This is a genomic window from Nonomuraea gerenzanensis (genome assembly GCF_020215645.1).
Lineage (GTDB): Bacteria > Actinomycetota > Actinomycetes > Streptosporangiales > Streptosporangiaceae > Nonomuraea > Nonomuraea gerenzanensis.
In genome coordinates this window covers 4,374,155-4,388,560 of sequence record NZ_CP084058.1, presented here as the reverse complement: position 1 = coordinate 4,388,560, position 14,406 = coordinate 4,374,155, and the positions used below count along the sequence as shown (strand labels likewise).

General features: G+C 71.9%; 13 protein-coding genes. 6 read left to right on the top strand and 7 right to left on the bottom strand.

The window, feature by feature from the left end; translation table 11 throughout:
* Positions 1-216: 216 nt before the first annotated feature.
* Positions 217-1,053 (top strand): AfsR/SARP family transcriptional regulator, encoded by an 837-nt coding sequence (locus LCN96_RS20815; protein ID WP_225274525.1) that lies wholly within the window; start codon positions 217-219, stop codon positions 1,051-1,053.
* On the opposite strand, the gene LCN96_RS20810 is transcribed toward LCN96_RS20815, so the two are convergent.
* From LCN96_RS20810 to LCN96_RS20800, 3 genes are read right to left on the bottom strand one after another with little or no spacing between them, the layout of a single operon-like run.
* Entirely contained in the window at positions 948-2,138 is a 1,191-nt protein-coding gene (locus LCN96_RS20810; RefSeq protein WP_225274524.1) for a ferric reductase-like transmembrane domain-containing protein, read from the bottom strand. The genes LCN96_RS20815 and LCN96_RS20810 overlap by 106 nt on opposite strands.
* A complete protein-coding gene (locus LCN96_RS20805; RefSeq protein WP_225274523.1) occupies positions 2,135-3,094 on the bottom strand; it encodes an FAD:protein FMN transferase in 960 nt (319 codons plus the stop codon). Before LCN96_RS20805 ends, LCN96_RS20810 begins: the two co-directional genes overlap by 4 nt.
* On the bottom strand, positions 3,091-3,768 hold the full coding sequence (locus tag LCN96_RS20800; RefSeq protein ID WP_225274522.1) for a DUF2271 domain-containing protein: 678 nt from the start codon (positions 3,766-3,768) through the stop codon (positions 3,091-3,093). Before LCN96_RS20800 ends, LCN96_RS20805 begins: the two co-directional genes overlap by 4 nt.
* A gap of 130 nt (positions 3,769-3,898) precedes the next feature.
* On the opposite strand from LCN96_RS20800, the gene LCN96_RS20795 reads away from it, so the two are divergent.
* The gene (locus tag LCN96_RS20795; RefSeq protein ID WP_225274521.1) at positions 3,899-4,765 is read left to right on the top strand and encodes a diacylglycerol/lipid kinase family protein; all 867 of its coding nucleotides are present in this window, start codon (positions 3,899-3,901) and stop codon (positions 4,763-4,765) included.
* Between the two features lie 40 nt (positions 4,766-4,805).
* Here LCN96_RS20795 and LCN96_RS20790 read toward each other — a convergent pair whose 3' ends face one another.
* Positions 4,806-6,278, bottom strand: coding sequence for a helix-turn-helix transcriptional regulator (locus tag LCN96_RS20790; RefSeq protein ID WP_225274520.1), 1,473 nt, complete (start codon positions 6,276-6,278; stop codon positions 4,806-4,808).
* Between the two features lie 256 nt (positions 6,279-6,534).
* Between LCN96_RS20790 and aceA the strand changes: the two genes are divergently transcribed.
* Entirely contained in the window at positions 6,535-7,821 is a 1,287-nt protein-coding gene (aceA, locus tag LCN96_RS20785) for an isocitrate lyase (protein ID WP_225274519.1), read from the top strand.
* Between the two features lie 390 nt (positions 7,822-8,211).
* Here aceA and LCN96_RS20780 read toward each other — a convergent pair whose 3' ends face one another.
* The 3 genes from LCN96_RS20780 to LCN96_RS20770 all read right to left on the bottom strand — a co-directional run bounded on the left by LCN96_RS20780 (position 8,212) and on the right by LCN96_RS20770 (position 11,840).
* A complete protein-coding gene (locus LCN96_RS20780; protein ID WP_225274518.1) occupies positions 8,212-9,750 on the bottom strand; it encodes a serine/threonine-protein kinase in 1,539 nt (512 codons plus the stop codon).
* A 184-nt stretch (positions 9,751-9,934) separates the two neighbouring features.
* Positions 9,935-10,771 carry a siderophore-interacting protein gene (locus tag LCN96_RS20775; RefSeq protein WP_225274517.1) on the bottom strand — a complete coding sequence of 279 codons (837 nt, stop codon included), beginning with the start codon at positions 10,769-10,771 and terminating at the stop codon, positions 9,935-9,937.
* A 91-nt stretch (positions 10,772-10,862) separates the two neighbouring features.
* Entirely contained in the window at positions 10,863-11,840 is a 978-nt protein-coding gene (locus LCN96_RS20770) for an alpha/beta hydrolase (protein ID WP_225274516.1), read from the bottom strand.
* Positions 11,841-12,045: 205 nt separating this feature from the next.
* Between LCN96_RS20770 and LCN96_RS20765 the strand changes: the two genes are divergently transcribed.
* The 3 genes from LCN96_RS20765 to LCN96_RS20755 are packed head-to-tail and all read left to right on the top strand — an operon-like array spanning position 12,046 to position 14,392.
* Positions 12,046-12,861 (top strand): ABC transporter permease, encoded by an 816-nt coding sequence (locus tag LCN96_RS20765; RefSeq protein ID WP_225274515.1) that lies wholly within the window; start codon positions 12,046-12,048, stop codon positions 12,859-12,861.
* Positions 12,854-13,642, top strand: a complete 789-nt coding sequence (locus LCN96_RS20760; RefSeq protein WP_225274514.1) for an ABC transporter permease — start codon at positions 12,854-12,856, stop codon at positions 13,640-13,642. The genes LCN96_RS20765 and LCN96_RS20760 overlap by 8 nt, the downstream gene beginning before the upstream one ends.
* 3 nt (positions 13,643-13,645) lie before the next feature.
* The gene (locus LCN96_RS20755; protein WP_225274513.1) at positions 13,646-14,392 is read left to right on the top strand and encodes an ABC transporter ATP-binding protein; all 747 of its coding nucleotides are present in this window, start codon (positions 13,646-13,648) and stop codon (positions 14,390-14,392) included.
* Positions 14,393-14,406 lie beyond the last annotated feature (14 nt).

The following is a 14,406-nucleotide window of genomic DNA, read 5'->3' as shown; positions in this document are numbered from 1 at the left end:
TCCAGCAAAGGGTGACACCCGGCGGATCCAACGGGCCGCCGCATGTGTCGAAGGAGGTATGCGCCTTCCGCTTTGGGACAGCCTGCGCCGCCGCATGCCGGGGCGGGCCGTATCCGGCGTCGTACCATCCGACAGAACGGCTCTCTCTCGAGAGTACGCAAATGACGGGGAATAGAGCACTTGATGATCAAATTCAATGTTCTCGGTCCACTGGAAGTGCGCACGGAAGCCGAATCATCGCTGCCCAAGGGCCGGAAGGCACGCCAGGTCCTGGCCCTGCTGCTGCTCCGCGCCAACGAGGTCGTGGACGTGGAGACGATCGCCGAGGAGTTGTGGGAGGGTCGCGGCGGGGGGGTCGGCGCGATCCGCACCCACGTGTACAACCTGCGCTCGGCACTGGCCGCCCAGCCTGCCACCCGCGCGGTGGCGGACATGCTGGTGACCGAGCCGACCGGCTACCTGCTGCGGGTGGAGCCCGGGCAGCTCGACGCGGAGGCGTTCGCCGACTCCGTGGCGGAGGGCCGGCAGCTCATGAGCTCCGGCGCCGCCGAGAAGGCGGCGCGGCGGCTGCGTGACGGGCTGAGCCTGTGGCGGGGGCGCGCGCTGGCCAACGTCGCGCCTGGGCCCGTCGTGGCCCGGCATCTCACCTACCTGGAGGAGATCCGCAACCGGGCCGTGGAGCTGCGGCTGGAGGCGGACCTGCGGCTCGGCCACCATCGGGAGCTGGTGGCGGAGCTGCGCACGCTCATCGCCAGGAACCCGCTCAACGAGTGGTACCACCTGCGCCTCATCGAGTGCCTGTGCAGGTCGGGGCGGCGGGGCGAGGCCCTGCTGGCCTACCACGACCTGCGCAGGATCCTCGACGAGGAGCTGGGGCTGGAGCCGTCGGCGGAGGCCAGGCGGCTCCAGCACGGGATCCTGTCGGACGTCGAGCACGCGCCGGTCGATCAGCAGTCGAACCGCTCGGTGTACAACTGGTCCCTGCGGGCGCCGCTGCCCCGCAGGCCCGCGGCGGTCGTCTCGACGAACCGGGGGCTGCCGCAGATGAAGTAGCGGGCGCGCGGCGTGACCGGGATGGCCGGCCGTTCGGGCCGTACCACCTCCTGGTAGCGGTCCCCGAGACGGTGGCGCAGCTCCGCGCCGAAGACCGCCTCCTGCGGCGAGGCCACCACGTGGACGAGCGACAGGGGCAGGTCGTCGTTGCGGCGCACCAGCTCCACGAAGGGGGTCACGCCGATGCCGCCCGCGATCAGCACCGCCGGCCGGCGGGGCCCGTCCTGGGCCTCGCGGGTGAAGGTGCCGTAGGGGCCGTCGAGGTGGACGACCGCACCCGGCTCGAGAGCGCGCAGCCGCTCGGTGAACGAGCCGGCGTCCTTGACGGCGAACGTCAGCTCCGCCCCGCCACTCACGACACTGAAGGGGTGGGCGCGGCTCGCCAGGCTGGTACGCAGGTAGCAGAACTGCCCGGGCAGCGGGTCGAGCGCGCGGCCCAGCGGCCTGAACGTGTAGGCGCGCACGGTCGGCGACAACCGCTCGACCCCGACCAGCCGGTACGGCACCGCCCAGCGGGACACCGACAGCCGCCAGCACACCACCCCGGCGAACACCACGGCCAGCACCAGCCAGTACGCCAGCAGCCACGGCGTCTCCGTCAGGAAGCTGCCCAGCCCCCACGAGTGCACGAACACCAGCGCCAGCAGCGGGTAGGACACGTAGTGCGCGTACCGCCAGACCCGGTGCCTGATCAGGTAGCGCGCCAGCGTGCTGGTCACCCAGAGCACCAGGAACATGAGGAAGGCCAGGCGCCCCAGCGAGGCGTACGCCGACTCGGCCCACGTGAAGTCGGGCACCAGCACGTACGCCCAGTCCTGCCGGTCGACGACGGTCTCCAGCAGCGGGTGCAGCAGCACCAGGAACGCGCCGCAGCCGCCGAGCCACCGGTGCAGCGACACGGCCGCCAGCCGGTCGTCGCCGAGGCGGTGCGCGAGCTGCCGCACGCCGAGCAGCACCTGCCACCACATGACGATCGTGCCGGCCAGGCCGATCAGGTTGGCCACGTCGCCGAGGTCGGAGGCGCGCAGGGCGAGCGGGAGCAGCGGCAGGAACGAGACAGCCACCGCGATCGCGACGCGCCTCATACCAGCGCCACCGAGGAGCGCACCCGGCCGTCGCGGCCGACGGTGATCCAGCCCGCGCCGGGGGCCTGGCCGGCCAGCCACCGCGGCCCCTCTCGGGTGCCGAGCAGGACGAGGCAGGTGGCGTACACCTCGGCGGCGGCCAGGTCAGCGGTGATCACGGTGGCCTGCGCGCAGTCGGAGTCGGCCGGCTCGCCGGTGCGCGGGTCGATGAGGTGGTGCAGCTCGGCGCCCGCCCGGTCGCGCCAGCGGCGCCGTACGACGCTGCTGGTGGCCACCGCCGTGGTGGGCATCGGCAGCTCCAGCACGCCGACCGGCCGCTCGCGCAGCGGGTGCTCGACGCCGATCCGCCACGGCCTGCCGTCGTCCGGCCGCCAGGCGACCAGGTCGCCGCCCGCGTCGATCATCCCGTACGGCACCCGCCCCGAGTCACGCTCGGCCTCGGCGGCCCGCTGCACGCTCCAGCCCTTGACGAACCCGCCGAGGTCCACCGCGAGGCCGGGCGAGAGCGTCACGGCACGGCGGTCGTGGTCGAGGTGCACGACGGGCGCCCCGCCGGGGGCAGCGGCGGCGGCCACATCAGACGCGCCGACGGGAAAAGCGGCGGCCACGTCAGACGCGCCGGCAGGAGAAGTGGTGGCGCCCACGTCGCGCGTCCCGACCAGCGCGAAGTCGGTGTCGTAGCCGAGCCGGGCGAGCTCGGCGCCGAGGAAGGGGTTGAACAGCCCGCCGGTCGCGTCGAAGTAGCGGCACGCCTCGTCGAGCGCCGTCAGGAACAGCTCGGAGACGACGACCGCCCCGCCGGCGTTGACCCGGCTGGTGTCGCTGCCGGGGTCGAACCGGCTGAAGGTGCGCTCCACGGCGCGCAGCCACTCCAGCACCGCCGCCTGCGCCTGCGGCGGCAGGACGAGCAGGAGGTCGGTGCCCATCACCCGATCGCGCAGCGCGCGCACCGTCATGACCCCCTCGTGAACGTCGTGACGGCCCCGGCGGGCAGCCGCTCGCCCGGCGCGAAGCTGGCCCGGACGTCGGCGACGAGCGCGGGTTCCTGCCCGGTGTCGGCCGGCAGGAACTCCACCCGCGGCCGGGAGACGTGCGGCGTGCCGCCCACCTCGACGGTGCCGGTGAACAGCACCCGCTTCTCCCACACCACGTTGCCCTCCACCCGGTAGGTGTAGGTGCCGGGAGGGACCGGCCGGCCGCTGCGGTCGGTGGTGTCCCAGTAGACGCTCTGCCTGCCGCTCTCCTGGGCCGGGCGGCTGGCCGCCTTGACCTCGCTGTCGGTGGCGGACTCCCATCCGGACGTGCTGCGCCACAGGGGCAGCGACATGGGCCTGCGCTCGAAGCCGCCGTTGGCGGTGAAACTGGTGGCGAACAGGGTGCGCACGTAGCGGCCCCGCGCGTCCTCGATCCAGATGGCGAGCTGGTTGCTGGCCAGCCGGGGTAAGCGGTTGAGCTGGTAGTCGATGCGGACCACCCCCAGGACGTCGGTGACGGGCACCGACCAGCTCAGGCCCGCGGGAGACGCGGGCGGCGGCTCGGGGCGGTAGGCGAGGTAGGCGGCGGTCGCGGTCGTGGCCACTCCGGTGATGACGACGATCGGCACGATCAGTCGGCTCGTCCGCTCCGACATGGTCACCCTTTCCCGAATGGATAGTGTGCATCAACACTACCCACTTCCGCGACACGATGACGATCTCGCCGCACGGATATCCGCGCACGCTCTGGGTAGCGCGCTTTGCATGCCCCCCACCGTGGCCGTCGTGGCACACCGTAAGAAGGTCCTGGGCGCGGGACTGGACGCGCTCCGCGTGCTCATCGCCGAGCAGGACGTCGGCGAGCTGATCTGGCACGAGGTGTCGAAGAGCAAGAAGGCCGGCAAGAAGGTGCGCAAGGCGCTCGAGGAGGGCGCCGAGCTGGTGTTCGTCTGGGGCGGTGACGGCATGGTGCAACGCTGCGCCGACGCCCTGGCGGGCTCGGGCGTGCCGATGGCCATCCTGCCCGCCGGCACCGCGAACCTGTTCGCCGCCAACCTCGGCATCCCCGCCGACCTGGAGCGGGCCGTACGCATCGGCTTCCACGGGCGGCGCGAGAAGCTGGACCTGGGCGTGCTGAACGGCGAGCACTTCGCGGTGATGGCGGGCGCCGGGTTCGAGGCCGAGATGATCGCCGACGTGGACGGGCGGGCCAAGCGCCGCTTCGGCAAGCTCAGCTACTTCAGGGCGGCCGTGCGGCACGTCGGCGGGCCGCTGGTGCCGATGAAGATCAAGCTGGACGGGACGACCTGGTTCGAGGGCCGGGCCAGCTGCCTGCTGCTGGGCAACGTGAGCACGATCGCCGCCGGCGTCGAGGCCTTCGACGACGCCCGCCCCGACGACGGCTGGCTGGAGGTGGGCATCACCACCGCCAAGGGCCCGGTGCAGTGGGCGCGGGTACTCACCAGGATGGCCACGGGCCGCTCCGACGGCTCGCCGCTCATCCGGGTCTCCCGCGCCAGGAGGATCTCGGCCCGCTTCGCCCGCCCGTTGCGCTACGAGCTCGACGGCGGTGAGCGCGGGCTCACCACCCGCTTCAAGGCCGAGGTCGCCGCGGGCGCGCTGACCGTCTGCTTACCGGACGACGAGGACTGAGGCCCGCCAGCCCGAGGACCGAGGCCCCGCCGGCCACGGCTCAGGTGGCGGCGGCGTGCCGTTCCAGGAAGGTGTAGACGTCGGCCTCGTCCACGCCGGGGAACGAGCCGGGCGGCAGCGCGGCCAGCACGTGCGAGTTGGCGCGGGCCGACGGCCAGGCGTACCCCTCCCAGCGCTCGGCCAGCTCGGCGGGCGGCCTGCGGCAGCAGTCGCCGTTCGGGCAGCTCGACTTGGTGCGGTGGGTGGTCTCGCGCCCCCTGAACCAGCGCGACTCCTTGTACGGCACCCCCAGCGTGATCGCGAAGTCCCGCTCGCGCGACGGATCGACGTGCGCGACGCAGAAGTACGTGCCGGTCGGCGAGTCGGAGTACTGGTAGTACACCGAGAAGCGGTCCGGCGAGGCGAACACCTGCCGCCCCGACCACTGCAGGCACATCCGCTGCCCCTCGATCGCCCCCTGCTCGTCGGCGGGGAAGACGATGCCGTCGTTCTCGTAGGCCTTGTAGATCGTGCCGCCCGCGTCGTTGCGCACGAAGTGGCAGACCAGGCCCAGGTGGTGGGTGGCGAGGTTGGTGAAGCGGTGGGCGGCCATCTCGTAGGAGACGGCGAACACGTCACGCAGGTCCTCCACCGACAGCGCCCGCTCGGACTTGGCCTCCTGGAGGAAGACCGCGGCGGCCTTCTCCGGGACGAGCACGGCGGCGGCGAAGTAGTTGGCCTCGGTGCGCTGGCGCAGGAAGTCGGCGAAGTCGCGCGGCTTGTCGTGGCCGAGCGCCAGGTGCCCGAGCGTCTGCAGCAGGATCGTGCGCGGGGTGTGCATGCCGAGCTGCTCGTGCTTGACGTAGATGCGGCGGTTGCGCAGGTCGGTGATGGAGCGCACGGAGCGGGGCAGGTCCTGGGCGGTGTGCACGGTGTAGCCGAAGTGCGTGACCAGGCTCTGGATCGTGCTCTGCGACAGCGCGCCGGTGCGGTAGCCGACCGCCTCCAGCGCCTGGGCGGCGGCCTTCTCGATGTCGGGGAAGTAGTTGCCCACCTCCCGCTGGCGGCGCCGCAGCTCGGCGTTGGCGACCCTGGCCTCCTCGGGGGTGGCGGTGCCGCGGGCCTGCCTGGCGCGCAGCTCGCCGTACAGGCCGAGCAGGTGCTCCAGGACGTCGTTCGGCACGCGGGCGGAGACCTTCAGCCGGGGCAGGCCGAGCCCAGCGTAGACGGGGTCGCGCTGGGCCTCCTCCAGCGCGATCTCCAGTTGCGCGCGGCGGTTGGGCGGCTGGCGGCGCAGCAGCTCCTCGACCGGGACGCCCAGGGCGGTGGCCAGCGACTTGAGCAGGGAGAGCTTGGGCTCGCGCTTGCCGTTCTCGAGCAGGGAGAGCTGACTGGGCGCCCTGCCGACGCGCGAGCCGAGGTCCGACAGCGTCAGGCCGCGCTGTTTGCGCAGGTGGCGCAGGCGCTGGCCAAACGCGATCAGATCAAGCTCCTGCGTCAAAGACAGCGGTTCTTCGCCCAGCAACGAGGCCATGCCGGAATCTTAGACAGAAATTCGGCCCATTTTCTAGCCTTCCGGCCGCCACGGTTCGAGACGCCGGGGCACCCGTTCCCCCAGCGGGATTGGTCTAGGCCAACGGTAAAAGTTGCGATTTCTTCCCCACTGAATACGCCCGGGTAATGCACAGGAGCAGAATAATCACGATTCTTCTCGCCTCTCTGGGCTGTTTGCCCCGCTCGTCAGGGCAGAGACTCGGCGTGAGCCCCAGGGGACGACGAAGGAGTGAACGATGAACGATCGCCTCAAGGGAGCTGCTGAGCAGCTACAGGACGAATGGGACAACGACCCTCGCTGGGCCGGCATCGAGCGCACGTACAGCGCGGCGGACGTGATCAGGTTGCGCGGCAGCATCCAGGAGGAGCACACGCTGGCCCGGCTCGGCGCCGAGCGGCTGTGGCAGCTGCTGCACACGGAGGACTACGTCAACTCCCTCGGCGCGCTCACCGGCAACCAGGCGGTGCAGCAGGTGCGGGCAGGGCTGAAGGCCATCTACCTGTCCGGCTGGCAGGTGGCCGCCGATGCGAACCTGGGCGGGCAGACCTACCCGGACCAGAGCCTGTACCCGGCCAACTCCGTGCCTGCCGTCGTGCGCCGCATCAACAACGCGCTGCTGCGCGCCGACCAGATCACCTGGTCGGAGGGCGACGCTGACGCCCCGCACTGGCTGGCGCCCATCGTGGCGGACGCGGAGGCCGGCTTCGGCGGCGTGCTCAACGCGTTCGAGCTGATGAAGGGCATGATCGCGGCGGGCGCCGCGGGCGTGCACTGGGAGGACCAGCTCGCCTCCGAGAAGAAGTGCGGCCACCTGGGCGGCAAGGTGCTGATCCCGACCGGCCAGCACATCAAGACGCTGAACGCCGCCCGCCTCGCCGCGGACGTCGCCGGTGTCCCCTCACTGGTCATCGCGCGGACCGACGCCCAGGCCGCGACGCTCCTGACCAGCGACGTGGACCCGCGCGACCAGGTGTTCACCACCGGCGACCGCACCCCGGAAGGCTTCTACCGGGTCAGGAACGGGCTGGAGGCATGCGTGGCGCGCGGGCTGGCCTACGCGCCGTACTCCGACCTGCTCTGGATGGAGACCGGCACGCCCGACCTGGACGTGGCCCGCGCGTTCGCCGAGGCGATCAAGGCGGAGTTCCCCGACCAGATGCTCGCCTACAACTGCTCGCCGTCGTTCAACTGGAAGAAGCACCTGGACGACTCCACCATCGCCAAGTTCCAGCGCGAGCTGGGGCACATGGGGTACAAGTTCCAGTTCATCACCCTCGCCGGGTTCCACTCGCTGAACTACGGCATGTTCGACCTGGCCCAGGGGTACGCGGCGGACGGCATGACCGCGTACGTGGAGCTGCAGGAGGCCGAGTTCGCGGCCGAGGCGCGGGGGTACACCGCGACGCGGCACCAGCGCGAGGTCGGGACCGGGTACTTCGACCTGGTCAGCACCGCCGTCGCGCCCGACTCCTCGACGACCGCGCTGAAGGGGTCCACCGAGGAGGAGCAGTTCGCGCACTGATCTGCTGAAGCTCGCCGGCCACCTCCAGGGCATGGGATGGTTCCCCCGGCGAAACGCGGGCCGCGCCAGTCCCCCCAGCATTGGCGCGGCCCGCACCTGTGCGCGCCCGCCTTACCCCGCCTTTGCCCGCGACTGTCACCGGCGGCACAGCCTGCGGCGATGCCGTGACACCACACTGGCACCAGCGATCCCGCCCGTGTCAGGAGGCACCTTGCGACAGCTCGCCCGGCACCTCGACCGCCACCGTCCTACCCGGCGTCACCACGCCGCCCCGGCCCCGCGCCGTCGCGCCGGCGCCGTTCTCCCCGCCTCGCCCGCCGTGTCACCACCGGCGTGCGCCGGCGGCTGCTTAGGCCTCGGCTGACGGTGCAGGGCCGGTGCCGCCTCTCGTCAGGGAGTGGCGGTGCCGGTCGTCGCCGGGGTGCCCGACGGCGACCCGGACGGGTCCGGCGACTCTCCCGGACCGTCCTGCGGGATCGTGCTGATCGAGCCCGTCGGCTCCGGGCAGTCACGCCTGACCCCCGCGTTCCCGGCCCGCCGCCGCCCCGCCGGCGAGACGCACGTCTCCCCGTCGCCCTCGCCCTGATCCCCCGGCCCGCTCGTCTGGGTGGCGCGGAACGTGCCACGCCGTTCCCCTGAGGGCGTCAGCACCACGACGGGTCCCTTCGTCCTGGTCTGCGTGACGAACACCGTGGGCGTCCCCGGCGCCCCCGTCCTCGTCGCGAGCCGTACCGGAGGCGGGTTGCCCGTGGCGACGGCCGTGGGCCTGACGGTGGACCCCGCGCTGCCCGAGGACCGCGCGGCGGGCGGGTCGGCGGGCAGCAGCGAGCCGCCGCCCACGCTCAGCCCGTCACCGCCCGAGGCGGCGATGACCGTGATGGCCGCGATCGACACCGTGGCCAGGGCCGCGAAGCTGGCGTGCGAGAGATGCGCGCGCGACTTCGCCCGGCTCCTCGAACGACCGGACCGCCCCCGCCGGGTGCCCGTCCCGGAACGCTCCATCGCGTCGCCGGTCTGCTCCACCAGCCGGACCAGCCCTCCTCCCGGCGGATAGGGGACGGGCGTCCAGATCCTGCCCAGCACCGCCTCCACCGCCTGCCGCAGCTCCCACGGATCCCCCACCCCGCCGGCGGCCAGCAGCGCCCGCAGCAACTCGGCGGCCTCGGGCCGGTCGCCGGGGTCCTTGGCCAGGGCGGCGGAGACGGCGGGCCTGAGCAGGGCGGGCACGCCCTCGACCCGCGGCGGCTCGAACAGGATGCGCCGGGTCAGCACGTCCGGCTCCCCGCCTCCGAACGGATGGTGGCCGGTGGCGGCGAAGGCCACCAGGCAGCCCCAGGCGAAGACGTCGGAGGAGGGCAGGGCGGCCCCGCCGGTCAGCCGCTCGGGCGCGACCCAGCCCGGGCTGCCCATGACCTGCCCGGCCTGGGTGTGCGCGGCGAGGGTGTCCACGTCGCGGGCGATGCCGAAGTCGATGACGCGCGGGCCGTCAGGCGACAGCAGCACGTTGCCCGGCTTGAGGTCCCGGTGCACGAGCCCCGCCTCGTGCACGGCCACCAGCGCCGCCGCGACGCCGAGCGCGACGCCGTAGGCGAGGTCGGGCACGAGCGGCCCGCCGGCTCTGACGACCTGGGAGAGCGCGGGGCCGGGGATGTACTCGGTGACCAGGTAGGGGCGGTCCCTGTCGGTGCCGTCCTCCACGACCGCCGCCGTGCAGAAGGGCACCAGTCTTCGCGAGAAAGCCACTTCCTCGGCGAAGCGGGCCCGTAACGTGGCATCGTTGAGATGCACCGCATGCGGCGTCTTGAGCGCCACGAGGTCACCCCGAGGGTGCTCCGCCAGATACACCACTCCCATCCCGCCCGTGCCCAGGCGGCCGAGGAGCAGGTATCGGCCGATGATGACCGGGTCCCCCACCGTAAGCGGTCGCACGCCAGGAGGCAGCTCGCTCGCACCACGCGCCATCCGGTTTCGCCTCTCCTGATCAGTGTCATGGCAAGGCACACTGTGGCGGCATCGGGGGCGGGCTTTCCCATGTCTTGCCCAAGGGGTATCGGAGGGTAGACGATCCTTCCTCGCAGGTAAGTAAACGGTGTGACAGCAGGCGGTTCGTGGGTCAGGAGGCGATCGCGGCCGCTTCCTCGGCCTCGACCTGACGGTTCCACTCGCTCTTGACCTGACGCCACGCCTCGTCGTCCACGCCCAGCCGCCAGTAGCCGGAGATGGACAGCCGGTCGAGCGGGACCCCACGCTCCACGCGCAGGTGGTGGCGCAGCGCCTTGACGAAGCCGGCCTCGCCGTGCACGAAGGCGTGCACGGCGCCGTCCGGGAAGTCCAGCGCGCGCACGGCGGCCACGAGGCGCTCGCCGACCGGGCGGCCGTTCCTGTACACCCACCTGATGTGCGCGTCGGCGGCCGTCTCCAGCTTCAGCTCGTCCTCCGGCGCGTCCACCTCGATGAGCACGTGCGCGACCGCGGCCTCGGGCAGCGCTTCGAGCGAGGCGGCGATGGCCGGCAGCGCGCTCTCGTCGCCGACGAACAGGTGCCAGCCGGCCTCCGGGTCGGGCGCGTAGCCGCCGCCCGGGCCCAGGATGAGCACCTCGTCACCCGGACGCGCCCGCTCCGCCCACGGCCCCGCCAGGCCCTCGTCGCCGTGCACGACGAAGTCGAGGGTGAGCTCGCGGGTGTAGGGGTCCCAGGCGCGGACGGTGTAGGTCCGCAGCTTGGGCCACACCTCGCGCGGCAGGGTCTCGCGGCACGCCTTGACGCTGAACGGCTCCGGGTACGCGACGCCCTCACAGCGGAAGACCAGCTTCACGTAATGATCGGTCAGTCCCCTGGTGGCGAACTCCGCCAGCCCGTCGCCGCCCACGATCACACGGCCCATGTTGCGCGAGATGCGCTCGGTCCGCTGGACGACCCCCCGGTGGTGATCCGTACGCTTGTCAGCCATGCGACAGCCCCCCTGAGTTAGGCATACCTAACCTTATACTGCCCCTCGCTCCGGCTATAGACCAATCAACACAAACAGGGGTGGGGAAAAGTCAGGCCGCCGCCGAGCCCTCCATCGGCTCCGGCAGCTCCGCCACTGCCTGCAGGAACTGCCTCATGTGCCGGAACGCCAGGCGCGCCTCAGGCAGCACGTCGGCCAGGATCGGGAAGACGTGCGGCATACGGGGCCACTCCTCGTACCTGACCGGCACCCCCGCCAGCCGCGCCCGCTGCGCCACCCGCCTGGCCTCGTCGCGCAGCACCTCCGTGGAGCCGGTCACGATCATCATCGGCGGCAGTCCGGTGAAGTCCCCGTGCACCGGCGAGACGAGCGGGTCCCAGGGGTCCAGGCCGGAGGTCCATCGGCGGGCCAGCCAGCGCACCCGGCTCGCCGGGAGCATCGGGTCCTGCCAGCGGTTCGCCCGGCGCGGGACGTCGGTGAGGTCGGCCCACGGCGACAGGCAGATCGCCGCCGCCGGCAGGGGCAGGCCGCGGTCGCGCAGCGCCAGCAGGGTCGCCAGCGTGAGGTGGCCGCCGGCGGAGTCGCCCGCCAGCAGGATGTCCTCGGCCGCGTGCCCCCGCCGCAGCAGGCAGTCGTAGGCGTCCAGCGCGTCGGCGAGGGAGTCGGCCAGCCGGTGCACCGGACCCTGCCGGTAGTCCAGCGCCAGCACGGGCCGCTTGGCCACCACCGACAGCCGCCAGGTGATGGACCGGTGGGTGCGCGGGGAGCACGAGAAGTACCCTCCGCCGTGGAAGTAGAGCACCACCTTGCGCTCGTCGAGCCCCTGCCCGCCGCGCACCCACTCGCCGCCGCACGCGGAGAAGGCCGCGGGTACGACCGCGACGTGCGCGGGATGGGGCACGTCGACCAGCCGCGCCAGCTCGCCCAGGCGGGCGGCTCCCGACAGGGCCAGCGGATGGCGCATCAGCAGGCTGGAGGCCGGCTTCACGGTGCCACGCAGCAGACCGGTGAGCGCCCGCGCCTGCCAGCTCAAGGGGTACTCCGGTACCACGTCCCTGTCGACTCGCATTCCGCCCCCTTTCAGGTGCTTTCTTCCCCTCCCCGCCGATCCCTACCGGTCAGTAAGTAACTCATCTCTTACGCGGATATTTCGGGACGATAACGCCGGCGGGCCCACGCGCCGTTAATCGCGTTGCGGACCGCTGGTCCGCCGACGGATAATCCGTGTTTCCCACCGGCAGACCCGTGCGCGGGCCCAGGCACGTTCCGTGAACGTGCCATCACTCCCCTGGAGGTGCAAAACCTTTCCGCTCTATGCCCGGCTCGTCCGGTACGGATTCCGCAAACACGCCACCTACGTCTGGGGCGCGCTCGCCGGCGCGTTCACCAACAGCGTCTTCGGCGTCCTGCGTGCGTACGCGCTGATCGCGCTGTGGCAGGCCCGCCCCGGCCTGGCCGGTTACGACATCACCGACGCCATCACCTTCTGCTTCGTCACCCAGGCCTTCATCGGGCCGATGCAGCTCTTCGGCGGCGGGCTCACCGTCGTCGAGCGCATCCGCAGCGGTGACATCGCGCTCGACCTGGTCCGCCCCGCCTCGCTGCAGCTCTGGACGCTCGCCGAGGACCTCGGCAGGGCCGCCTACCTGCTCCTGGTGCGCGGCATCCCGCCCATGCTGATCGGCGCCGCGATCTTCGGCATCCACGTCCCCGCCACCCCGGGCCAGTGGCTGGCGTTCCTGGCCGGTTTCGCGATCGCCGTACTGGTCAGCTTCGGCTGGCGCTACCTGATCGCGCTGTCGGTCTGCTGGCTGCTCGACGACCGCGGCGTCACGGTCCTGTCGCTGGTCCTGAGCACGTTCTTCAGCGGCATGATGGTGCCGCTGCACCTGTTCCCCGGCTGGTTCGGCGACCTGGCCATGGCGCTGCCCTGGGCCGCCATGGTGCAACTGCCCACCGACCTCTACCTCGGCAAGGCGCCGATGGCGCAGACCTTGGCCTTCCAGGCGCTCTGGGCCGTGGTGCTGCTCGGCCTGGGCGCGCTCGGCACCAGGGCGATCCGCCACAAGGTGGTGATCCAGGGTGGTTAGGACGTACTTCCTGCTGGTGTGGACCTGGACCCGCGCGGCTGCGGCGTACCCGGTCTCGTTCGCGATGATGGTGGTGCTCGGCTTCGCCATCGCCGCGATCGACGTCGGGGTGATCCTGATCATCTTCGCCAACACCACCAGCCTGGCCGGGTTCTCCCGCGAGGAGGTGCTGTTCCTGTACGGGGCGGCCAACCTCGCCTTCACCATCTGCGACACGTTCGTCAGCAACCTCGACCGGGTCAGCGGGCACATCAAGGCCGGCACCCTCGACACGTTCCTGATCAGGCCGGCCGGCGCGTGGATCCAGCTCGCCGCCGACCGGTTCATGGCCACCCGCATCGGGCGCATCCTCCAGGCCGGGCTCGTGCTCGGCTACGCCGTCGCCGCGCTCGGCCCCGGCTGGGGTCGGGCCTGGATGATCCCCGTCATGGTGGTGACCGGCGTCGTCATCTTCGCGGCGCTGTGGACGATCGCCGGGGCGCTGCAGTTCCTGCTGACCGACGCCCCCGAGGTGGTCAACACCCTGACCTACGGCAGCAGCCAGCTCACCCAGTACCCGCTCAGCGTCTACGGCCGCGACCTGGTCAGGGGTGTGACGTACGTGCTGCCGCTGGCCTTCGTCAACTGGCAGCCCGGCCTGTACGTGCTCGGCCGGGACGACCCCTTCGGCACGCCCGCGTTCATGCGGTTCGCCGGACCGGCGGCGGCGCTGGTCCTGGCCCTGGCCGCCGCCCTGGTCTGGCGGCAGGGCATCCGGCACTACAGATCAACGGGGAGTTGAGTGATGATCGAGCTTGACCGGGCGGGCCGCTCGTTCAAGGTGAAGCGGAACGTCGTCCACGCCGTACGGGACCTGTCGTTCACCGTGTCGGCGGGCGAGTTCGTCGGTTACCTCGGCCCCAACGGCGCCGGCAAGTCCACCACGATCAAGATGTTGTGCGGCATCCTGACCCCCACCTCGGGCAAGGTCAGGGTGGCGGGGCTCGACCCCTCACGCCGCCGCACGAGGCTGGCGCGGCGCATCGGGGTGGTGTTCGGGCAGCGCACGACGCTGTGGTGGGACCTGCCGCTGCGCGACAGCTTCGAGCTGATCCGGCACCTGTACCGGGTCGAGCGGGCCGACTTCCGCACCCGGCTCGACGAGCTGACCGAGACCCTCGACCTGGGCGAGTTCCTGCGCACCCCGGTGCGGCAGCTCAGCCTCGGCCAGCGCATGCGCGGCGACCTGGCGGCGGCCCTGCTGCACGCGCCCGACGTGCTGGTGCTCGACGAGCCGACGATCGGGCTGGACGTGGTCAGCAAGGCCGGCATCCGCGACTTCCTGCTGCGGGTGAACGCGGAGCGGGGCACCACCGTGCTGCTGACCACGCACGACCTCGGCGACATCGAGCGCCTGTGCCGCCGGGTCATGCTGATCGACCACGGGCGGCTGGCGTTCGACGGCACCCTCGACGAGCTGATGGCCACGGCGCCCGAGCAGGCCTCGATCGAGGAGGTGGTCACCCGCCTCTACACGGGCAGCGCTCCCTGACGCGCCCGGGCCGC

Coding starts and splice junctions, on each gene's coding strand:
- LCN96_RS20805 (WP_225274523.1), bottom strand. CDS start 3,094: ATGACGGTGCGCGCGCTGCGCGATCGGGTGATGGGCACCGACCTCCTG.
- aceA (WP_225274519.1), top strand. CDS start 6,535: ATGAACGATCGCCTCAAGGGAGCTGCTGAGCAGCTACAGGACGAATGG.
- LCN96_RS20755 (WP_225274513.1), top strand. CDS start 13,646: ATGATCGAGCTTGACCGGGCGGGCCGCTCGTTCAAGGTGAAGCGGAAC.
- LCN96_RS20775 (WP_225274517.1), bottom strand. CDS start 10,771: ATGGCTGACAAGCGTACGGATCACCACCGGGGGGTCGTCCAGCGGACC.
- LCN96_RS20770 (WP_225274516.1), bottom strand. CDS start 11,840: ATGCGAGTCGACAGGGACGTGGTACCGGAGTACCCCTTGAGCTGGCAG.
- LCN96_RS20810 (WP_225274524.1), bottom strand. CDS start 2,138: ATGAGGCGCGTCGCGATCGCGGTGGCTGTCTCGTTCCTGCCGCTGCTC.
- LCN96_RS20800 (WP_225274522.1), bottom strand. CDS start 3,768: ATGTCGGAGCGGACGAGCCGACTGATCGTGCCGATCGTCGTCATCACC.
- LCN96_RS20790 (WP_225274520.1), bottom strand. CDS start 6,278: ATGGCCTCGTTGCTGGGCGAAGAACCGCTGTCTTTGACGCAGGAGCTT.